The organism is Streptomyces sp. NBC_00876, from assembly GCF_045207435.1.
GTDB lineage: Bacteria > Actinomycetota > Actinomycetes > Streptomycetales > Streptomycetaceae > Streptomyces.
In genome coordinates this window covers 1,795,768-1,816,572 of record NZ_CP108800.1, presented here as the reverse complement: position 1 = coordinate 1,816,572, position 20,805 = coordinate 1,795,768, and the positions used below count along the sequence as shown (strand labels likewise).

21 protein-coding genes are annotated in these 20,805 nt (G+C 71.3%); 12 read left to right on the top strand and 9 right to left on the bottom strand.

Going from position 1 to position 20,805, the window contains the following annotated elements; translation table 11 throughout:
* From OG782_RS07955 to OG782_RS07935, 5 genes are all read right to left on the bottom strand, one after another.
* Complete coding sequence (locus tag OG782_RS07955; protein ID WP_406448722.1) at positions 1–1,812, bottom strand: glycoside hydrolase family 15 protein; 1,812 nt, start codon at positions 1,810–1,812, stop codon at positions 1–3.
* A 94-nt stretch (positions 1,813–1,906) separates the two neighbouring features.
* A complete protein-coding gene (locus OG782_RS07950; RefSeq protein ID WP_406458909.1) occupies positions 1,907–2,710 on the bottom strand; it encodes an SURF1 family protein in 804 nt (267 codons plus the stop codon).
* A 71-nt stretch (positions 2,711–2,781) separates the two neighbouring features.
* Positions 2,782–3,015 carry a hypothetical protein gene (locus tag OG782_RS07945; protein ID WP_311313163.1) on the bottom strand — a complete coding sequence of 78 codons (234 nt, stop codon included), beginning with the start codon at positions 3,013–3,015 and terminating at the stop codon, positions 2,782–2,784.
* Positions 3,016–3,079: 64 nt separating this feature from the next.
* Positions 3,080–4,084, bottom strand: coding sequence for a DEDDh family exonuclease (locus tag OG782_RS07940; protein ID WP_406448720.1), 1,005 nt, complete (start codon positions 4,082–4,084; stop codon positions 3,080–3,082).
* Between the two features lie 83 nt (positions 4,085–4,167).
* On the bottom strand, positions 4,168–4,791 hold the full coding sequence (locus OG782_RS07935; RefSeq protein ID WP_406448718.1) for a TetR/AcrR family transcriptional regulator: 624 nt from the start codon (positions 4,789–4,791) through the stop codon (positions 4,168–4,170).
* Between the two features lie 112 nt (positions 4,792–4,903).
* Between OG782_RS07935 and OG782_RS07930 the strand changes: the two genes are divergently transcribed.
* The 8 genes from OG782_RS07930 (at position 4,904) to OG782_RS07895 (ending at position 12,640) form a co-directional block, all read left to right on the top strand.
* Complete coding sequence (locus tag OG782_RS07930; RefSeq protein WP_406448716.1) at positions 4,904–5,704, top strand: acetoacetate decarboxylase family protein; 801 nt, start codon at positions 4,904–4,906, stop codon at positions 5,702–5,704.
* Positions 5,701–6,585 (top strand): SDR family NAD(P)-dependent oxidoreductase, encoded by an 885-nt coding sequence (locus tag OG782_RS07925; protein WP_406448714.1) that lies wholly within the window; start codon positions 5,701–5,703, stop codon positions 6,583–6,585. The genes OG782_RS07930 and OG782_RS07925 overlap by 4 nt, the downstream gene beginning before the upstream one ends.
* Positions 6,586–6,602: 17 nt before the next feature.
* Entirely contained in the window at positions 6,603–7,883 is a 1,281-nt protein-coding gene (locus OG782_RS07920; RefSeq protein ID WP_406448712.1) for an amidohydrolase family protein, read from the top strand.
* On the top strand, positions 7,880–9,106 hold the full coding sequence (locus OG782_RS07915) for an amidohydrolase family protein (protein WP_406448710.1): 1,227 nt from the start codon (positions 7,880–7,882) through the stop codon (positions 9,104–9,106). Before OG782_RS07920 ends, OG782_RS07915 begins: the two co-directional genes overlap by 4 nt.
* A 25-nt stretch (positions 9,107–9,131) precedes the next feature.
* Positions 9,132–9,845, top strand: coding sequence for a VIT family protein (locus OG782_RS07910; protein ID WP_406448708.1), 714 nt, complete (start codon positions 9,132–9,134; stop codon positions 9,843–9,845).
* 150 nt (positions 9,846–9,995) lie between these two features.
* Entirely contained in the window at positions 9,996–10,889 is an 894-nt protein-coding gene (locus tag OG782_RS07905; RefSeq protein WP_406448706.1) for a sterol desaturase family protein, read from the top strand.
* Complete coding sequence (locus tag OG782_RS07900) at positions 10,886–11,575, top strand: lysoplasmalogenase (RefSeq protein ID WP_406448704.1); 690 nt, start codon at positions 10,886–10,888, stop codon at positions 11,573–11,575. Before OG782_RS07905 ends, OG782_RS07900 begins: the two co-directional genes overlap by 4 nt.
* 21 nt (positions 11,576–11,596) lie before the next feature.
* Positions 11,597–12,640 (top strand): zinc-dependent alcohol dehydrogenase family protein, encoded by a 1,044-nt coding sequence (locus OG782_RS07895; protein ID WP_406448702.1) that lies wholly within the window; start codon positions 11,597–11,599, stop codon positions 12,638–12,640.
* Positions 12,641–12,881: 241 nt separating this feature from the next.
* Here OG782_RS07895 and OG782_RS07890 read toward each other — a convergent pair whose 3' ends face one another.
* The gene (locus OG782_RS07890) at positions 12,882–14,417 is read right to left on the bottom strand and encodes a S8 family peptidase (RefSeq protein ID WP_406448700.1); all 1,536 of its coding nucleotides are present in this window, start codon (positions 14,415–14,417) and stop codon (positions 12,882–12,884) included.
* 288 nt (positions 14,418–14,705) lie between these two features.
* Between OG782_RS07890 and OG782_RS07885 the strand changes: the two genes are divergently transcribed.
* The 3 genes from OG782_RS07885 to moaA all read left to right on the top strand — a co-directional run bounded on the left by OG782_RS07885 (position 14,706) and on the right by moaA (position 17,883).
* On the top strand, positions 14,706–15,071 hold the full coding sequence (locus OG782_RS07885; RefSeq protein ID WP_406448698.1) for a DUF485 domain-containing protein: 366 nt from the start codon (positions 14,706–14,708) through the stop codon (positions 15,069–15,071).
* Entirely contained in the window at positions 15,068–16,708 is a 1,641-nt protein-coding gene (locus tag OG782_RS07880; protein WP_406448696.1) for a cation acetate symporter, read from the top strand. Before OG782_RS07885 ends, OG782_RS07880 begins: the two co-directional genes overlap by 4 nt.
* A gap of 185 nt (positions 16,709–16,893) precedes the next feature.
* On the top strand, positions 16,894–17,883 hold the full coding sequence (gene moaA, locus OG782_RS07875; RefSeq protein ID WP_406448694.1) for a GTP 3',8-cyclase MoaA: 990 nt from the start codon (positions 16,894–16,896) through the stop codon (positions 17,881–17,883).
* 15 nt (positions 17,884–17,898) lie between these two features.
* Here the strand turns inward: moaA and OG782_RS07870 are convergent, their stop codons facing one another.
* Both OG782_RS07870 and OG782_RS07865 read right to left on the bottom strand, forming a co-directional pair.
* The gene (locus OG782_RS07870; protein WP_406448692.1) at positions 17,899–18,150 is read right to left on the bottom strand and encodes a hypothetical protein; all 252 of its coding nucleotides are present in this window, start codon (positions 18,148–18,150) and stop codon (positions 17,899–17,901) included.
* A gap of 219 nt (positions 18,151–18,369) precedes the next feature.
* Positions 18,370–18,747: a DUF3099 domain-containing protein gene (locus OG782_RS07865; RefSeq protein ID WP_406448690.1), complete on the bottom strand. Its 378-nt coding sequence runs from the start codon at positions 18,745–18,747 to the stop codon at positions 18,370–18,372.
* Positions 18,748–18,991: 244 nt separating this feature from the next.
* Here OG782_RS07865 and OG782_RS07860 point away from each other — a divergent pair, with 244 nt between their 5' ends.
* Positions 18,992–19,267 (top strand): GlsB/YeaQ/YmgE family stress response membrane protein, encoded by a 276-nt coding sequence (locus OG782_RS07860; protein ID WP_406448688.1) that lies wholly within the window; start codon positions 18,992–18,994, stop codon positions 19,265–19,267.
* A 136-nt stretch (positions 19,268–19,403) separates the two neighbouring features.
* Here the strand turns inward: OG782_RS07860 and OG782_RS07855 are convergent, their stop codons facing one another.
* Positions 19,404–20,798 (bottom strand): metallopeptidase TldD-related protein, encoded by a 1,395-nt coding sequence (locus OG782_RS07855; protein ID WP_406448686.1) that lies wholly within the window; start codon positions 20,796–20,798, stop codon positions 19,404–19,406.
* Between the last annotated feature and the right edge of the window lie 7 nt (positions 20,799–20,805).

Below are 20,805 nucleotides of genomic sequence, written 5' to 3'. Positions count from 1 at the left end.
CTATCCTGCCGTGCCCTCCCGTGCCGTGTCCTCGGCGGCCTGCGCCTCGGCCAGCGCCACCGCCGTGCCGACCAGGCCGATATGGCTGAAGGCCTGCGGGAAATTGCCGAGCTGACGCATCGCGGCGGTGTCGTACTCCTCGGCCAGCAGCCCCACGTCGTTGCGGAGGGCGAGCAGACGCTCGAAGAGTTCGGTGGCCTCGTCGGTGCGCCCCGTCATCCGCAACGCGTCCGCCAGCCAGAAGGAGCAGGCGAGGAAGGCGCCCTCGCCGCCCGGCAGTCCGTCGACCGAGGTGCCGTCGGTGCTGTAGCGGCGCACCAGTCCGTCGCTGCCCAGCTCGTCGCGTACCGCGTCCACCGTCCCGATGACGCGCGGGTCGTCCGGCGGCAGGAAACCGGTCCGGGCGATCAGCAGCGTCGCGGCGTCCAGGTCCCGGGAGCCGTAGGACTGGGTGAAGGTGTTGCGCACCGGGTCGTAGCCCTTCTCGCAGACCTCCCGGTGCACGGCGTCGCGCATCGCGCGCCAGCGCTCCGCGTCACCGGTCAGCGACGGGTCCTCCTCGAGACTGCGCACGGCCCGGTCGGCCGCCACCCAGGCCATCACCTTGGAGTGCACGAAGTGGCGGCGCTGCCCGCGGATCTCCCACAGCCCCTCGTCCGGCTCGCGCCAGGTGGACTCCAGGAAGCCGAGCAGGCTGAGCTGCAGGCTCCAGGCGTGCGGTTTGTCGTCCAGACCCGCGTCGCGGGCCAGCCGGAGGGAGTCGATGACCTCTCCGTAGACATCGAGCTGGCGCTGTCTCACCGCGGCGTTGCCGATCCGGACCGGGGCGGAGTTCTCGTAGCCGCGCAGCCACGGCAGTTCCGACTCGGGCAGTCTGCGCTCGCCCGCGAGCCCGTACATGATCTGCAGATCGGCCGGGTCACCGGCGACGGCGCGCAGCAGCCAGTCCCGCCAGGCCGCGGCCTCCTCCAGATAGCCGGCCGAGACCAGCGCGCCGAGGGTGAGCGTGGAGTCCCGCAGCCAGCAGAAGCGGTAGTCCCAGTTCCGTACGCCGCCGATCTCCTCGGGCAGCGAGGTGGTGGGGGCCGCCACGATGCCGCCGGTCGGGCCGAAGGTGAGCGCCTTCAGGGTGATCAGCGAACGGATCACGGCTTCCCGGTAGGGCCCCTGGTACTTGCAGCGGGCGGACCACTCGGCCCAGTCGGACAGGGTGTTCTCCAGCGCCTCGTACGGGTCGACGAGATCGGGCCGGGGTGAGTGCGAGGGGTGCCAGGTCAGGACGAAGGCCACCCGCTCGCCCGCGGAGACGCTGAACGAGGAACACGTGGAGAACTGCTGGCCCCAGGTCTTGACCGGTGGATCGCTGCGCAGCCAGGCGGAGTCCGGACCGGCGACCGCCACCCGGTGCCCCTGCGAGCGGCGCATCCAGGGCACGACGGAACCGAAGTCGAAGCGCAGCCGGATGACGGAGGCCATGTCGACGGTGCCGCTGATGCCCTCGACGATGCGCATCACATCGGGTTCGCGGTCGCGCTGCGGCATGAAGTCGATGACCTTGACGGTGCCGGTACGGGTCTCCCAGAAGGTCTCCAGGACGAGGGAGTCGCCCGCGTAGGCGCGCCGGGTGCAGGTGTCCGCGCCCTTGGGGGCGATGCGCCAGTGGCCGTTGTCCTCGTCGCCGAGCAGCGCGGCGAAGCAGGCGCCCGAGTCGAAGCGGGGAAGGCACAGCCAGTCGACAGAACCGTTCCTGCCGACGAGGGCCGCTGTCTGGAGATCGCCGATGAGGGCGTAGTCCTCGATGCGTGGGGTCACGTTCTGCCGTGTTCCCGAACCTGGGCCCGGCTAAGCAGTCACGGTGCGAGGAGAGGCGGGAGTCACCCCGGCGGACGCCGCCGCGGACGCTCCGTCAGGCCTTCGCGGGCTCGGGCTCCGCCGCATCGGCCTGTTCGGCGGCCGCGGCCGCCGCTGCCACCCGGTCGCGCTTCTCGCGGCGGGCCAGGACCACGTAGCCGACCGGCACACCGGCGGCGAACAGCCACCACTGCACGGCGTACGCCATGTGCGGGCCGATGGAGCCGTCGTCGGGGGACTCGATCAGCTCGGGGGAGTCGCCCTTCGGCACGGGCCCGGTCTGCTCGATGTAGCCGCCGAGCACCGGCCGGGACAGGAGCTTCGCCTGCTGGGCACTGTTGATCAGCATCACCTGGCGGTCCGGCAGGTCCGCGAGGTCCTTGATGCCGCTGGCGCCGGTCGTCTCGTCGGCCTTGAGCCGCCCGGTGAGGGTCACCTCGCCCCGGGGGGCGGCCGGCACGTCGGGGAAGGCGTGCTGGTCGTCCGCGGCGGGGACCCAGCCGCGGTTGATCATGACCGTGCCGCCGCCCTTGAGGTCGAACGGGACCAGCACATGGACGCCGATGCTGCCGTCGATGGCGGTCCGGCGCCGCACGACGACCTCGTGCTTCTCGTCGTACGTCCCGGTGGCCGTCACCGCGCGCCAGTAGTCGGAGCGCGGAACGACATGACCGGGGGAGGTGAGCGTGGACACCGAGACGGGCGCGGCCTTGAGGTTGCGCGAGATCAGGGCGTTCTGCGCGACCTTGTGCTCATGCCGGTGCAGCTGCCAGAAACCCAGCTCGATCATCGTGGGAATCAGCACGAGGGTGATGAGGGCGAGAATCAGCCACTGCCGGGTCAACAGGAAGCGGTACACCCCATGACGGTACAACTGCGTCATGGGGTGCATTGCGGAGGGGGTGGGGGAAGGGGCGCGGGGCCCGGTGCTCAGACCTTGTCGACGATGCCCACCTTTCCCTCCGCGCGGGCGCAGTGACCGCCGCAGAACCAGTGCCCGTCGACCTCTACACCCTGGCCGATGACCTGGACCCGGCAGTGCTCACAGATGGGTGCCATGCGGTGGATGGCGCAGGAGAAGCAGTCGAAGACATGAATCGCGCCCTGCGCGTGCACCTCGAAGGACATCCCGTAGTCGTTTCCGCAAACCTCACAACGTGCCATGCGCCACAGGGTGGGACGCGAGGGCGGCGGCGGGCGAGCGGCGGGCGGGCGAGTCGCCCCCGGTTCACTCCGATGACGGCGTGGGCGCCGGCACCTTCGTCGACCCGGCCACGTCCCGCAGGAGATGGGTGAAGGCGCTCTCGTCCACGATCGGGGTACCGAACGACTTGGCCTTCACCGTCTTGGACGTCGCCGCGTCCGGGTCGTTGGTGACGAGCAGGCTCGTCAGCCGGGAGACGCTCGTCGCCACGTGCAGCCCCGCCTCCACGGCCCGGTCCTCCAGCAGTTCGCGGTCGACCGAGGTGTCCCCGGAGAACGCCACCCGCATGCCCTGCATGAGGGGCTTGTCCTTGTCGTAGCGGCCGGGGTTCGGATACGGGCAGGCCGGGCGCTTGCGCGAGGGGCGCCAGCTGGTCTGCGCGCCGTACGAGGCCTGGTGGCCGATCCTCGGGGTGACCGGCGAGTCCGACCACTCGGTCAGCGGCCGGCACTCCAGCAGCGGCAGCCGCACCCCGCCCCGCGCCGCCGCGTGCAGGCTCGGGCGGAACGCCTCGGCCAGCACCCGGGCGTCGTCCAGCGCGTGGTGCGCGCGCTGCTGCACGACACCGAAGTGCGCGGCCAGCGACTCCAGCTTGTGGTTGGGCAGCGGCAGCCGCAGCTCCTTGGAGAGCGCGATGGTGCACAGCCGCTGCCGGACGGGAGCGGTGACCGAGGCCCGTGCGTACTCCCGGGCGATCATCGACCAGTCGAAGGCGGCGTTGTGCGCGACGAGGACGCGGTCGGCGAGCCGCTCGGAGAGCTGGCCGGCGATCTCGGGGAAGAGCGGGGCGCCCTCCAGGACATCGCTCGTCAGGCCGTGGATCCAGACGGGTCCGGGATCGCGCTCGGGGTTGACGAGGGTGTACCAGTGGTCCTCGACGTCGCCCTGCGCGTCCAGACGGTAGACGGCGGCGGAGATTATCCGGTCGTCCCGTGCGAGTCCGGTGGTCTCCACGTCGACGACCGCGTACCCCTGCGGGTAGGCGGTCGGCCACGGCGGTGCGGTCTGACGGTCGTCGAGCATGGTCACAGAGAATACGGGCCGCGACCGACAGTCCCCTATTCGGCCGTCATCCCCGGGCCCCCACCGGCCGGCCGGGGCCGCACGGGCCGCTACCCGCAGCCGGCCAGCAACCCCTCCACCAGCGCCCGCAGGGAGGTGACGAACAGCCGGTCCGGGTCGGCCGGCCGGGCCAGCGCGCGGGCCAGCGCCGGGTCGTCGCCGGCCGGGGAGAGCGACCACAGTTCGCCCTCGCCGGGGGACTGGACGGGGGACCGCTCCCGGTTGCGTTCGACGAGCAGGAAGCCGACCGTGTGGAACTGCACCGCCCGGACCGCCGCCGCCGCACGTGCGCCGCGCAGCCCGGCGGCGTGCACCTCGTGGACGAGCGCCTGCTGGGCCGGCAGGAACATCCGTTCAGTGAGCCCCCGTTCGTGGACCATCGCGATCAGATGCGGACGGGAGCGCAGTTCGCGGCGCAGACCGCGGGCGACGGAGACGATCCGGGCCGCCGGGGCCCGCCCGGCGGGGCGCAGGGTGCCCATCTCCTGGACGGTGCGCTCGACGAGGGCGTCCAGCAGCGATTCGCGGTTGCCGACGTGCCAGTAGATCGAGGTGACGGCGGTGCCCAGCTCCGCGGCCAGCTTGCGCATGGTCAGGGTCTGCGGGCCGTGCAGGCGCACCAGGGCCGCAGCGGCCGCGAGAACCTCCTCGCGGGTCAGCGCCGATCGCGCCACAGCTCCTCCAAGGTCCAGAACTCCGTTACACGCACGGCTATTTACCCTTCGCGGGCTCCGGTGTAACTGTGTTACAGAACCCGGCACGGACAACCGAGAAGGGTGGCACCGCATGGCACGTGTACGGTACGGCGCGCGCACCGAGGCCGAGATCGCGGCATCCCGTGAGGCCCGCTCCCGGCTCCCCGACATCTGGTCCACCGGCGTCGCCGCCGTCTGGGAGAGCGACCCCGACGCGGTGGCGGCGGTCCTCCCGCCACCCCTGAAACCCTCCGGACGCCCGCTCGTCCGGGCCAATATCAGCAAGGTCGACCTGACCGGCTACCCCCTGGGCGCGGGCTCCGTCGCCGTCGCCGCCGTCCACGACGGGCACGAGGGCTGGTATCCGCTCGTCATGCCGATGACCCACGAACGGGCGCTGACCGGTGGCCGCGAGGTGTTCGGCGAACCGAAGAAGCTGGGCGAGGTGAACGTCGAGCGTGACGGTCTGCTGGTACGGGCCTCGCTCGCCCGCCACGGCATCGCCTTCGTCGAGATCCGCGGCGCGGTCGCCGAACCGCTTCCGCTGCCCGCACCGGCCACCAAGCTCGACTTCTACTTCAAGTTCCTGCCCGCCGTGGACGGTGAGGGCTTCGAAACCGATCCCGTACTGATCCACTGCACCCGCCACGAGAAGGTCCGCAGACTGGAGCGGATCACCGGCGACGTGGTGCTGCGCGAATCGATGTACGACCCGGTCGCCGACCTTCCCGTCCTGCGCGTCGTGGACATCACCATCGGCGAGAAGACCAGCGACCAGCAGGGCCGGGCCGTCGAGCGGGTGAGTGCCGACGCGCTGCTGCCGTACGTCCACCAGCGCTACGACGACCCGCAGCAGATCCACGACGGCCCGCCGCAGGGGAGCGCGCGATGAGGCTCGAGCAGGGGCAGACCGCCGTCGTCACCGGTGCCGCGAGCGGCATCGGCCTCGCGATGGCCCGGCGGTTCGCGGCCGAGGGGCTCAAGGTCGTGCTCGCCGACGTCGAGGAGGGCGCACTCGGCAAGGCGGCCGGTGAACTGCGCCGGGAGGGCGCGCAGGTGCTGGCCGCGGTCGTCGACGTCGCCGAGCGGGACTCCGTCATGGCGCTGGCCGACACCGCGTACGACACCTTCGGCGCCGTGCACGTGCTGTGCAACAACGCCGGTGTCGGCTCCGGCGCCGAGGGCCGGATGTGGGAACACGAACCCAACGACTGGAAGTGGGCCTTCGCCGTCAACGTCTGGGGCGTCTTCCACGGCATCCAGGCCTTCGTGCCGCGCATGCTCGCGGACGGCGGCCCCGGCCACATCGTCAACACCTCGTCCGGTGACGGCGGGATCGCCCCGCTGCCCACCGCCTCCGTCTACGCGGTCACCAAGTCCGCCGTCGTCACGATGACGGAGTCGCTGTACGCCCACCTGAGGGCGGAAGAGGCCGCCGTCGGCGCCTCGGTCCTCTTCCCCGGCCCGCACATGCTGCGCACCGGACTGTGGGAGTCGCACCGCAACCGGCCCGAGCGGTACGCCAAGGAGCGCCCGCGCCGGACCCCGTACCGCAGTCTCGACCAGTGGGAGACCGCGATGAGATCGGCGGGCCAGGAGGTGGAGTTCACCCCGGTGGAGGACGTCGCCGGGACCGTCGTGGACGGGATCCGCGCCGACCGCTTCTGGATGCTGCCGGACAGCGAGCACAGCGACGGGCAGATCCGCGCCAGGTCGCAGTCGATGCTCGACCGTTCCAACCCGTCCTACCTGGAGAAGTTCGTACTCGACTGAGGAGCCGGGACCCAGCGATGACCGACGACGACCCGTACCTGATCATCTCCTCCGACTGCCACGCCGGACTCCCCACCGAGGAGTACCGGCCCTATCTGGACGCGCGCTTCCACCGCGAGTTCGACGACTTCCTGGCCGGCCGCGACCGCCGCCGCGAGGAGATGACCCGCCTGGGCGTGCGCAACGAGGCCTTCGCCGACAAGTGGTTCCACGACAACGAGGAAGGTCTGAAGGGCGGCTGGGACAGCGCCCAGCGGCTCAAGGAGCTCGACGGCGACGGGGTGGCGGCCGAGGTCGTCTTCCCCGACGCGGACGCCGTCGACAGCCGTACCGCGGCCCCCTTCGGCGTCGGTCTCGGCCTCTCCGGCGACCAGGACCCCGAGCTGGGCATGGCCGGCGCGCAGGCCCACAACCGCTGGCTCGCCGAGTTCGTCTCACAGCACCCCGAACGCCACTGCGGCGTCGCCCTGCTGCCCGTCACCGGCGAGGTGGACCGGGTCGTCGCCGAGATCCACCGGGCGAAGGAGTCCGGCCTCGGCGCCCTGATGATCCCCTCCATGTGGGTGGACAAGGCCCCGTACCACGACCGCCGTTATGACCCCGTGTGGGCGGCCGCCGCCGAGACGGGCATGCCGGTCGTCACCCACTCCGGCGCCGCGCCGCGCCACGAGTACGGCGACCACCTCGGCATCTACGTCTCCGAGGTCACCTGGTGGCCGTCCCGCCCCCTCTGGTTCCTCCTCTGGTCGGGCGCCTTCGAACGCCACCCCGGGCTGAAGTTCGGCGTCGCCGAGTCCGGCTGCTGGTGGCTGCCGAACCTGCTGTGGTTCATGGACCGGCTCTACCTCGGCGCCCACGGCGGGAAGAAACTCTCCCCGTTCGCCGAACTGAAGCGCCCGCCGCACGAGTACCTGGACCGCCAGGTGTTCATCTGCGCCACCAACACCAAACGCCGCGAGCTGGCCCAGCGGTACGAGATCGGCGTCGACAACATCCTGTGGGGAAGCGACTTCCCGCACCCCGAGGGCACCTGGCCCGACACCGGGAACTGGCTGCGCAACACCTTCCACGACATCCCCGTCGCCGAGACCCGCCGGATGCTCGGCCTGGCCGCCGCCGAGGTCTTCGGCTTCGACACGGACAAGCTCGCCCCCATCGCCGCGCGCATCGGCCCCACCCCCGCCGACCTGGGCCAGAGCGCCGACCAGGGCGCGGTCGAGGCGTCCTGGGCCCGCTCGCGCGAGGTCGGCCGGCACTGGCTGACCGACCACGACTTCCCGGTCCTGGGGGCGTCATGACCGACCGCTACACCGTCATCTCCGCCGACTGCCACGCCGGCGCCGACCTCCTGGACTACCGGCCGTACCTGGAGTCGAGGCACCACGACGACTTCGACACCTGGGCGGCGGCGTACGTCAACCCGTACGAGGACCTGGTCGCCGACACCGCCGACCGCAACTGGAACTCCGGCCTCCGCCTCGCCGAACTGGAGGCGGACGGCATCGTGGCGGAAGTCGTCTTCCCCAACACCATCCCGCCCTTCTTCCCCTCCGCCTCCCTGATGGCCCCCGCACCCTCCCGGCAGGAGTACGAACAGCGCTGGGCCGGGCTGCGCGCCCACAACCGCTGGCTCGCCGACTTCTGCGCGGCCGCGCCCGGCCGGCGGGCAGGCGTCGCGCAGATCCTCCTCAACGACCCGGCCGAGGCGGTCCGCGAGATCCGCCGCACCAAGGAGGCGGGCCTCACCGGCGGCATCCTGCTGCCCGGCGCCCCGCCGGGCTCCGGCGTCCCCGAACTGCACTCCCCGGTGTACGACCCGATCTGGGCGGTCTGCGCGGAACTCGACGTACCGGTCAACCACCACGGCGGCTCCGCCTCCCCGCCGCTCGGCGACGAACCGGCGGCCCGCGCCGTCTTCATGGTGGAGACCACCTGGTTCTCGCACCGGGCACTGTGGCACCTGATCTTCGGCGGGGTGTTCCGCCGCCACCCCGGCCTGAAACTGGTCCTCACCGAACAGGGTTCGGGCTGGATCCCGGGCGTCGTGGAGATGCTCGACTACTACCACGGCAGGCTGGTCGCGGCGGCCTCCCGGGCGGCGACCGCCGAGTCCAAGTTCGGTGCGGGGCTTGCGGACTCGATGGGTGCGCGCCCCAGTGAGGTGTGGCGCGACAACTGCTTCGTCGGCGCCAGCTTCATGCGCCCGCACGAGGTGCCGCTGCGCGACCGGATCGGCCTCGACAAGATCATGTGGGGCAGCGACTACCCGCACGACGAGGGCACCGCCCCGTACTCACGCGAGGGCCTGCGGATCGCGTACGCCGGACTCCCGCCCGCCGAGATCGCGGCCATGACCGGCGGCAACGCGGCCCGCGTCTACGGATTCGACCTGGCCGCCCTCGACCGCATCGCCGCCGGCGTCGGCCCGACCGTCGACGAGATCGCCGAACCCCTGAAGGAGATCCCGGCGGACGCGACCAGCCCCGCCTTCGCGCCGGGCGGGTCGGTGCGCGTCTGGTGACGGCGAGGAGTGAGACCATCCCCGGGTGACGGATACCCAGGCGCACCACGAACCGCACGGCAACGGGCTGGGCGCGCGGCTGAACTGGCTGCGCGCCGCGGTCCTCGGAGCCAATGACGGTGTGGTCTCCACCGCGGGCCTCGTCGTCGGCGTCGCCGGGGCCACCTCGGACCGCGGCGCCCTGCTGACGGCGGGTCTGGCCGGGCTGCTGGCCGGTTCCATGTCGATGGCGGCGGGCGAGTACGTCTCGGTCTCCACCCAGCGCGATTCGGAGAAGGCCGCGCTGGCGACGGAGAAACGGGAGCTCCAGGAGGCGCCGGAGGCGGAGCTCGCCGAGCTCACCGGCCTGCTGGAGGGCAAGGGGCTCAGCCGCGAGGTGGCCCGCGAGGCCGCCGTGCAGCTCACCGAACGCGACGCGCTGCGCGCCCACGCCGAGGTCGAGCTGGGCATCGATCCCGACGACCTGACGAACCCCTGGCACGCGGCGGGCGCCAGCTTCCTGGCGTTCACGGTGGGCGCGCTGCTGCCGCTGCTGGCCATCGTGCTGCCGCCCTCGTCGGTGCGGCTGCTGGTGACCGTCCTGTCGGTGCTCGCGGCGCTCGCGCTGACGGGCTGGTGGAGCGCCCGGCTGGGCGACGCGGCGGTGGGCCCGGCGGTGCTGCGGAACGTGGGAGGCGGAGCGGTGGCGATGGCCGTGACCTATGCGGCGGGGGAGCTGCTGGGGGCGGCGGGGGTGTGACAGGCGCCGTCTTCCACCGGGGACCCCGCTGCACGGGCCGTACGACGCCCGCACTGTCAGAATGTGCCAAATCCTGCTGACAGCACGTCTCGCATACTTGTTGGTAACAACGTCTAGTCCCCGGCCGACCTGCGGCTCTACGGTGCAGACATGCCGACGAACCTGCCCGACGTAGTGCTCTGGTCCATACCGGCCTTCGTCCTGCTCACCGTCCTGGAAATGGCCCTCCACCACTTCCACCCGGACGAGGAGGCCGCCGGGTACGAGGGGAAGGACGCCGTCACCAGCATCACCATGGGGCTGGGCAGCCTGGCCTTCGACCTGCTGTGGAAGATTCCCATCGTCGCGGTCTACACCGCGGTGTACGAACTGACACCGCTGCGCGTGCCCGTCCTGTGGTGGACCGTGCCGCTGATGCTCCTGGCGCAGGACTTCTTCTACTACTGGTCCCACCGCGGCCACCACGTCATCCGGATCCTGTGGGCCTGCCACGTGGTCCACCACTCGAGCCGGAAGTTCAACCTCTCCACCGCGCTGCGCCAGCCCTGGACCTCGCTGACCGTCTGGCCGTTCTACCTCCCGCTCATCGCCTGCGGCGTCCACCCGGCCGCGCTCGCCTTCTGCTCGTCGGCCAACCTCGTCTACCAGTTCTGGGTGCACACCGAGCGGATCGACAAGCTGCCCCGGCCCTTCGAGTACGTGCTGAACACGCCCTCCCACCACCGTGTGCACCACGCCTCCCAGGGCGGCTACCTGGACCGGAACTTCGGCGGCATCCTGATCGTGTGGGACCGGTGGTTCGGGTCCTTCACCGTGGAGACGGAGCGGCCCGTGTTCGGGCTCACCAAGAACATCGACACCTTCAACCCGCTGCGGGTCGCCACCCACGAGTACGCCGCCATCGCCCGCGACGTGCGCGCCGCGGGCAGCTGGGGCGAGCGGGCCGGGCGGGTCTTCCGGGGGCCGGGCTGGCAGCCGGCCGGGACGGCCCCGCGCGCCGCGGCCGTCCCCACCGCCACCCCCGCGCGGGAGCGCACCGGATGAGCGCCGGCCCGCTCCCGGACCGGCGGGAGCGCTGGGTACGCCCCCTGCTCGCCGCCTTCCTCGTCGCGTGCGCCGTCGACCTCGTCGGCGTCCTCGCCGGCAGCGACACCGTCCACCTCGTCGCCAAGCCGCTGCTGATGCCCCTGCTCGCCGGATACGCCGCCGCCCGGCGCGGGCCCCGGCTGCTGATCGCCGCCCTGCTCTGCGGCTGGACCGGGGACGTGTTCCTGCTGGCCGACGCCGACCTCGCCTTCCTCATCGGCATGGGCGGCTTCGCCGCCGGACACATCTGCTACCTGCGGCTCTTCGGACGGGCCCGCGGCGCACTGCTGCCCGGGATCGGGTACGCGGTCCTCCTGACGGTCTTCGTCGCCCTGATCTGGAACGGGCTGCCGGCCGGGCTGCGGATCCCGATGGCGGGCTACAGCCTGCTGCTGACCGCCATGGCCTACCGGTCCGGGGTCCTCGGCCGGTACGCCGCCACCGGAGGCGCGCTCTTCCTGCTCTCCGACGCACTGATCGCCACCGGCATCGCCGACTGGCCACAGCTTCCCGCACCCGACTTCTGGGTCATGCTCACCTATGCGGCGGCCCAGCTCCTGCTGACCCTGGGAGTGCTCGCCCCGGGGGCGAGAGGGGCCGGTGCGGTCCTCGGGGCGTACCGTGAACGGAGTATCAGCATCTGAGATCAGCAAGGACCCCCACGCATGCGCGCCACCGTCATCCACGCCCCCCACGACATCCGCGTGCAGGAGGTCCCGGACCCGGCGATCCAGCAGCCCACCGACGTGGTGCTGCGGGTCCTGCGGGCCTGCATCTGCGGCAGTGACCTGTGGGCCTACCGCGGCGAGTCCGCCCGGCAGCCCGGCCAGCGCATCGGCCACGAATTCCTGGGGATCGTCGAGGAAGCGGGCTCCGAGGTCAACGGCTTCGCCGTCGGCGACCTCGTCGTGGCCCCCTTCGTCTGGTCCGACGGCACCTGCGCCTACTGCGCCGAGGGCCTGACCACGTCCTGCCCGCAGGGCGGCTTCTGGGGCTCGGTCGGCTCCGACGGCGGGCAGGGAGAGGCCGTACGCGTCCCGTTCGCCGACGGCACCCTGGTCAAGCTCCCCGCCGCCGCGGCCTCGGACGACCACCTGCTCACCGCACTCCTGGCCCTCTCCGACGTCCTCGGCACCGGCCACCACGCCGCCGTCGGCGCCGGGGTGAAGCCCGGCTCCACGGTCGCCGTGGTCGGCGACGGCGCCGTCGGCCTCTGCGGCGTCATGGCCGCCAAGCGGCTCGGCGCCGAGCGGATCATCGCGCTCGGCCGCCACGAGGCGCGCACCGACATCGCCCGCGCCTTCGGCGCCACCGACGTCGTCGCCGAGCGCGGCGAGGCCGCCGTCGCCGCCGTACGGGAACTGCTCGGCGGCGAGGGCGCCCACGCGGTGATCGAGGCCGTCGGCACCGAGCAGTCCATGCGCACCGCCGTGGAGATCACCCGCGACGGCGGTGCGATCGGCTACGTCGGCGTACCGCACGGCAGCGGCACCGGACTGGACCTCGGCGTCATGTTCGACCGGAACATCGCCCTGCGCGGTGGCGTCGCCCCCGTACGCAGCTACATTCCCGAGCTGCTCCCCGACGTCCTGTCCGGCACCCTCGACCCGTCGCCCGTCTTCGACCTGGCCATCGGCCTCGACGAGGTTCCGGCCGGCTACAGGGCGATGGACGAGCGCACGGCGCTGAAGGTCCTCATCAAGCCGTGAGCCGGCCGGCCGCGTCCGCCCCGAGCGGGCCGGGCGGACGCGACCGGAAGTGCGGGGTCACCGCCGAGAGCGGCCCGGGCCTGCTCCGTACCGGAGACGCGGGGTGTGAGTCATTCCCACGCCACGGCACTGCGTGCCCCCTCGCGGAACAGGGTGAAGGCGGCCGGGAGGAGCGGACACGGACCGCCCCTCCCGGCCCGGTGCGGGGGTGCCGGACGGGCCGGCCCCCCGCACCGTCCGGCTACCAGCGCACCGCGTCCAGCGCGTCGACCACTCCGGCTCCGTAGAAACCGTTGCGGTTCTTGCCGCCCTCGCAGACCGCGTCGATCTTGCCGTCCTTGTCGATGTCGTACGGCTCACCGCACGCCGTGGCGTCGGCCTCGAGCGTCAGCAGGGCCTTGACCGCGGCCGCCGACGCGTACGGGTGCGTCGACTTGATCAGGGCCAGGACCCCCGCGACGTGCGGGGAGGCCATCGAGGTACCGGCCTTGTAGCCGTACTTGCCGCCCGGCAGCGTGGAGAGGATGAGACCGCTCGTCGCGGGCGGTGCGGGCGTCTGGTAGACCGTCGAGTCACCGCCCGGCGCGGCGACGTCGATGACGCCGTTGCCGTAGTTCGAGTACGAGGCCTTCAGCCCCTTCGCGCCCGTCGCCGAGACCGTCACGACACCCGGCAGCATCGTCGGGATGTCGAAGCACTGCTTCGGGTCGATCGTCCGGGTGACCGGCTCGGTGTCGTTCGGGCTGGTCGTGTCCTCGAGCGTGTCGGCCGCCAGGTCCTCGGCCGAGTTGCCGGCCGCGGCGACATTGACGGTGCCCTTGTTCTCGGCGTACCGCGTGGCCCGGGTGACCGCCTCGACGAGCGCGGCCTGGTCCGGGTCGTTCTTGCAGTTGTACAGCCACGGGTCGGTGTAGTAGCTGTTGTTGGTGACGTCGACGCCGTGGTCGGCCGCCCAGACGAAGCCGCAGACGACGGACTCGGTGTAGAAGAACCCCGCCGGGTTCGCCACCTTGATCCCGGCCACCTTCACACCCGGCGCGACCCCCGTCACCCCGATGCCGTTCTTCGCGGCGGCGATGGTGCCCGCGACATGCGTGCCGTGATCGCTCTCACCGGCCGCCGGACGCCAGGCGCCCTCCGTGGTGTCCGGCGCACCGGACACACAGCTCGCCGAGGCGCCGCGGTCGAAGTTCGGGGCCAGGTCCGGGTGCGTGTCGTCGACACCCGTGTCGATGACCGCGACCGTGACCTTCGAACTGCCCAGGGTCTTCTCGTGCGCCTTGTCCGCCTTGATGGCGGGCAGGTCCCACTGCAGCGGCTCCAGCGGATCCTGGCCCGCGGTCGCCTGCGCGGCCGCCGTCCGCTCCTGCTGCGCCGTCAGCGGCTGGTCGACCCCGATGTCCTTGGTGGCCTGCGGGACGATCGGGTTGGTACGGGTGGCGCCCGCCGAGTCGACGCCCTTCACCCGGCGGAGCGACTGCGCGAACTCCGGGTTCTGCGAATGGGCGACGATGACCCCGATCCGGTCGTAGGCGATCACCACCGTGCCGCCGGCCCGTTCTATCGCCTTGCTCACCTGCTTGACGGTGCCGTGACCGCCCCTGGTGTTGACCACGTACGACAGCTTCGGACCGTCGGTCGGCACCGCTGCCGAGGACGCGCCGTCCGCCGGTGCGGCGGTGGCGGCGCCCGTCGGCAGGAAGCCGAGCGATGCGGTGAGGGCCAACCCGACGGGCAGCGTCAGCGCGCGCGTCCGTCTGGATCCCAGATGAGCCATGGGGTCTCCACTTCATCCGTGCCGGGCGACCGGACACGGAGTGCGTCCAGTCGCGTACATGACCAGTGAAGCTATCGCTGATCATCCCGGCTCATCAATGAGTTCGGGGGAACGCGTTCGTACCGGAGCGTCCGAAGGAGTGACCGGGAGACAGCGGAAACCGCGGTGAACCGCTTCGCCGCGCGCTGCGTGCCGTTGTCAGGGGAGGCGCACCATCACCCCCCGAATCCGAGGTACCCAGTGAAATCCGTCCCCACCACCACCGCACCCGCGTCGCGAGGAGATTCCGTGGCTACCGATGCACCGCCGCCCGAGGGCAGTAAGCAGAGCGGCCCCGCCCAGCCCACCACCGAGGCGTTCGTCGCGGAGCAGGAGAGCGCGGAATTCGGCGAACTGCGCCGCTCGTACCGCTCGTTCGCCTTCCCGCTGACCATCGCGTTCGTCCTCTGGTACCTGCTGTACGTGCTGCTCTCCAACTACGCCGGCGGCTTCATGGGCACCAAGGTGTACAGCAACTTCAACGTGGCCTTCGTCTTCGGCCTCGCCCAGTTCCTCACCACCTTCCTCATTGCCTGGTTCTACTCGCGGTACGCCAACGCGAAGCTCGACCCGAAGGGCGAGGCCATCAAGTCCCGTATGGAGGCCGACGCATGAGCGCCGCGTACCACTCCCACACCGCCGTGACCCTCGCCGCCTCGTCCACCACCGAGCACCGGCCGCTGATCATCACCCTCTTCGCGGTCTTCGTCGCCGCGACCCTCGGCATCACCGTCTGGGCCGGCCGGCAGACGAAGAGCGCCTCCGACTTCTACGCGGGCGGGCGCCAGTTCACCGCCTTCCAGAACGGTCTCGCGGTCTCCGGGGACTACATGTCCGCCGCCTCGTTCCTCGGCATCGCCGGAGCCATCGCCCTCTTCGGATACGACGGCTTCCTCTACTCGATCGGCTTCCTCGTCGCCTGGCTGGTGGCCCTGCTCCTGGTCGCCGAACCACTGCGCAACTCCGGCCGGTACACCATGGGCGACGTCCTCGCCTACCGGATGCGCCAGCGCCCGGTACGTACCGCCGCGGGTGTCTCCACCATCGTCGTCTCGATCTTCTACCTGCTGGCACAGATGGCAGGAGCGGGAGTTCTGGTCTCGCTGCTGCTCGGCATCACCAGCGACGCGGGAAAGATCCTCATCGTTGCGCTGGTCGGCGTACTGATGATCGTGTACGTCACCATCGGCGGCATGAAGGGCACCACCTGGGTGCAGATGGTCAAGGCCGTGCTGCTCATCGCCGGTGCCATCCTGATGACCTTCATGGTCCTGTGGAAGTTCGACTTCAACGTCTCCGACCTGCTGGGCACCGCCGCCGAGAAGAGCGGTCACGGCGCCTCGTTCCTGGAGCCCGGACTCAAGTACGGGGCCACCGGGACCTCGAAGCTGGACTTCCTCTCCCTCGGTATCGCCCTGGTACTCGGCACCGCCGGACTGCCGCACATCCTGATCCGCTTCTACACGGTGCCGACCGCCAAGGCCGCCCGGAAGTCGGTCAACTGGGCCATCGGCATCATCGGCGCCTTCTACCTGATGACGATCGCCCTCGGATTCGGCGCCGCGGCCCTCATCGGCCCCGACGAGATCAGGGCGAAGAACCCGGCGGGCAACGCGGCCGCCCCGCAGCTTGCCGAATACCTCGGCGGGGTGGGCACCACCGGCGGCGCCGTCATGCTCGCCGTCATCTCCGCCGTCGCCTTCGCCACGATCCTCGCCGTCGTCGCCGGACTGACCCTCGCCTCCTCGTCCTCCTTCGCCCACGACATCTACGCCAACGTCATCCGCAAGGGAAAGGCCACCGAGAAGGAGGAGATGAGGGCCGCCCGCTGGGCCACCGTCTTCATCGGCGCGGCCGCGATCGTCCTGGGCGCCTTCGCCCGCGACATGAACGTCGCCGGTCTGGTGGCACTCGCCTTCGCCGTCGCCGCCTCGGCCAACCTGCCGACGCTCCTCTACAGCCTCTTCTGGAAGCGGTTCACCACCCAGGGCGCGCTGTGGTCGATCTACGGCGGTCTCGCCGCCTCGGTGATCCTGGTGCTGTTCTCGCCGGTCGTCTCCGGCAACGAGAAGACCTCGATGTTCAAGGGCGTCGACTTCGCCTGGTTCCCGCTGGAGAACCCCGGCCTGATCTCCATCCCGCTGGGCTTCCTGCTCGGCTGGATCGGCTCCCTCCTGTCGAAGGAGGAGCCGGACAAGGGCAAGTACGCCGAGCTGGAGGTCAAGTCCCTCACCGGCATCGGAGCCCACTGAGAGCAGGAATTCACGAAGGAGCGCACCTGCCGCACCCCTTCCGTCCCGCGGCCGCGTCGTAGAGTCCTACGACGCGGCCGCGCCGCTCCTCGTGGCAAACGGGCCCCTCCGCTGTCACAGGTCTCGCGTAGTCTCGAAAGAGTCAGATACCGCAACCGGGAAGTCACCGGGGGAGGGGGCCCACCATGCTCATCGACACCTACGACCGGGTCGCCACCGACCTGCGCGTCTCGCTGACCGACCGGTGCAATCTGCGCTGCACCTACTGCATGCCCGAGGAAGGCCTGCAGTGGCTGGCCAAGCCCGATCTGCTCAGCGACGACGAGATCGTCCGGCTCGTCCGCATCGCCGTCACCGACCTCGGCATCACCGAGGTCCGCTTCACGGGCGGAGAGCCGCTGCTGCGCCCCGGTCTCGTCTCCATCGTCCAGCAGTGCGCGGCCCTGGAGCCCCGCCCGAAGATGTCGCTCACGACCAACGGCATCGGGCTCAAGCGGACCGCCGCAGCGCTCCGGGCCGCGGGCCTGGACCGGGTCAACGTCTCGCTGGACACCCTGCGCCCCGAGGTGTTCAAGACCCTCACCCGCCGTGACCGGCACCACGACGTCCTGGCCGGACTCGAGGCCGCTCGCGACGCCGGGCTCACCCCCGTCAAGGTCAACACCGTCCTGATGCCGGGACTCAACGACGACGAGGCCCCCGACCTGCTCGCCTGGGCCGTGGAGAACGAGTACGAGCTCCGCTTCATCGAGCAGATGCCGCTCGACGCCCAGCACGGCTGGAAGCGCGACGGCATGATCACCGCGGGCGACATACTCCAGTCGCTGCGCACCCGCTTCGAGCTCACCGCCGAGGACGACGACGCGCGCGGCTCCGCCCCCGCCGAGCGCTGGCTCGTCGACGGCGGACCCCACCGGGTCGGCGTCATCGCCTCCGTCACCCGGCCGTTCTGCCGGGCCTGCGACCGCACCCGGCTCACCGCCGACGGACAGGTGCGCACCTGCCTGTTCGCCCGCGAGGAGACCGACCTGCGCGGCGCACTGCGCTCCGAGGCGCCGGACGAGGAGATCGCCAGGATCTGGAAGCTCGCCATGTGGGGCAAGAAGGCCGGATCCGGTCTTGACGACCCTGCCTTCCTCCAGCCCGACCGCCCGATGTCGGCGATCGGCGGCTGAGGACCCCGCACCCCGTCACACGGGCGGCGACTCCTGCGACTCCCACTCCGCCAGCGTCACCACATCCTTGAGGAAGCCCCGCACCCCCAGGAACGAGGAGAGATGCTCCCGGTGCTCGTCACAGGCCAGCCAGGTCTTGCGGCGCTCCGGGGTGTGCAGCTTCGGGTTGTTCCAGGCGAGCACCCACACGGCATCGGCACGGCAGCCCTTGGCCGAACAGACGGGGGTGTTCGCAGCGGTATCGGCCGCGGATTCGGGGAAGATCACAGGCTCAAGCCTAGGCCAGCCGCACCGGCGGCCCTCTGACGTATCCCCGCCGGAGAAATGGCGACGCCGAGCAGCCACGGGGGGAGCTGCCCGGCGTCGGTCCGTCGCTCCGACGGGGGATACGGAGCGCGTACGAAGTATGTCACGCAGACCATGGTGCGGGGCACTGGAACTTCATGATTGATCTGAGCTTTTCTTGAGCTTGGGCCCGCCGTGGGCTCAGCTGTGCTCCTGCGGATCCGGATACCGGAAGGCCTGGTCGGTCTCCGGTCCGGACCCCGCCGGACCGGCCGACGGTGCGGCATCGAGCGCAGGCCGCGTGGGGGCCGGCACGAATGTGGAGGGCAGCGAAGGGGTGTTCTCCCGCCCCGCGTTGGCGATGACGACCGCGACATAGGGGAGCAGCACGCCCAGCGCGAGCGCCACCATCGCGACATGGCGCTCCACGTTCCACAGGGCCGCCGCGGCGACCACCGAGACCGTGCGCACGGACATCGAGATGACATAACGCCGCTGCCTGCCGCGCACATCGTCCTCGAGCCCCTGGCGGGCCCCCGTGATCCGGAAGACCTCCGCACCGCTCTGCTTCCGCAACACGTCTCCACCAACCTTCCCCGAGCTCATGACGAACTGGGGGAGACCCATTCCTGCGCCGGACGCTCCCCGGACCGGACCGGATTCCACGGTACGCCCGGCATCCCGCGGGTTCGAGACCGGGGCGCGCCGCATGCGGCAGCCGGCCGCGCCGCCACACGTACGGAGGTGTCCGACATGCGGCGTACAGCGCCAGGATCGAGACTGGGCGGAACATGGGCGACACCGCGTCGCACGAGGAGGCGGCATGAGCTGGTTGTGGGCAATCATCGTGGGCTTCGTGCTCGGTCTGATCGCGAAGGCGATCCTGCCCGGCAAGCAGGAGATCCCACTCTGGCTGACGACCATTTTCGGCATCATCGGCAGCATTCTCGGCAATGCTGTCGCCACCTGGATCGGCGTCAACGACACCAAGGGCATCGACTGGACACGCCATGTGCTCCAGCTGATCGGAGCCGTGGTGGTGGTCGGTGTCGGCGACATGCTGTGGGCCTCGATGCGCGGCAGCAAGCAGAAGACCTGAACCACGGGACCACCGAACGGCCGCGGCCGGACACGCATGACGCGTGTCCGGCCGCAGTGCTGGGGGCGCTGGGGACCGCGTCACGCGGGCCCCGGGCACTGGTCCGCGCCGTCCCCAACAGGTCGGTCCAGGCGGGTCATACGCCCGGGCTCACCGAGCTCATGTTGAAGTCCGGGATGCGCAGGGCGGGCATCGCGGCGCGGGTGAACCAGTCGCCCCACTCGCGCGGCAGCGTCTTCTCGGTGCGGCCCGCCTCGGTGGCCCGCGACAGCAGGTCGACCGGGGACTCGTTGAAGCGGAAGTTGTTCACCTCGCCGACGACCTCGCCGCCCTCCACGAGATACACCCCGTCGCGGGTCAGCCCGGTCAGCAGCAGCGTCGCCGGGTCGACCTCCCGGATGTACCACATGCAGGTCAGCAGCAGGGCGCGGCCGGTCGTCGCGGCGACCATCTCCTCCAGGGACCGCTCACCGCCGCCCTCGAGCACCAGGTTGTCGATCGCCGGAGCGAGCGGCAGACCGGTCAGTCCCGCCGTGTGCCGGGTCGTCGTCAGCTGCTCGAGCCGGCCGTCCCTGATCCAGTCGGTCCGGGCCAGCGGCAGCCCGTTGTCGAAGACCGAACCGCCGTCCCCGGAGGAGTGGGCGATGACGAACGGGGCGGATTCGAGCCCTGGCGCGTTCGGGTCACTGCACAGGGTCAGCGGCAGCGGGGACAGGGTCTCGCCGAGCCGGGTGCCGCCGCCCGGTTTGGAGAACACCGTCCGCCCCTCCGCGGCGTCCCGCGCGGTCGCCGACCAGAGCTGGTAGATCAGCAGGTCGGCGACGGCGGTCGGCGGCAGCAGCGTCTCGTACCGGCCGGCGGGCAGCTCGATACGGCGCTGCGCCCAGCCCAGCCGCTGCGCGAGCTCCGCGTCCAGCTCGGCCGGGTCGACATCCTTGAAGTCGCGCGTCGAGCGGCCCGCCCACGCAGAACGGGAACGGTCGGGCGACTTGGCGTTCAGCTCCAGCGTTCCGTTCGGCTGGTCGTGGCGCAGCCGCAGCCCCGTGGACGTACCGAGGTACGTCGAGGTCATCTGGTGGTGGGCGAAGCCGTACAGCTCCCGGCCGCCGGAACGGGCCCGCGCGAAGGCGTCGCCCAGCGCGGGGGCGAACGCCGCGAACACGTCCGAGTCCGTCTCCGCGGGCGCGTCCGTGAAATCGGGGGAGGCCGGCACCCCGCTGACCAGCGGCTGCGCGTCCTCGGCCGGACCGGCCCCGCGAGCGGCGGCCTCGGCGGCCCGCACCAGCGGCTCCAGGTCCGCGGCGGTGACGGCGGACCGGGACACCACACCGGACGCGGCGCCCTCGGCCCCGTCGACCGTGGCGATGACGGTCAGGGTGCGGCCCCGGGTCACCCCGTTCGTGGTGAGCGCGTTGCCCGCCCAGCGCAGATTGGCCGACGACTCCTCGTCGGCGATGACCACGCAGCCGTCGGCGGTGGACAGCTCGAGCGCGCGCTCGACGATCTCGTACGGCTTGCTGACGCGGCTCATCGCCCGG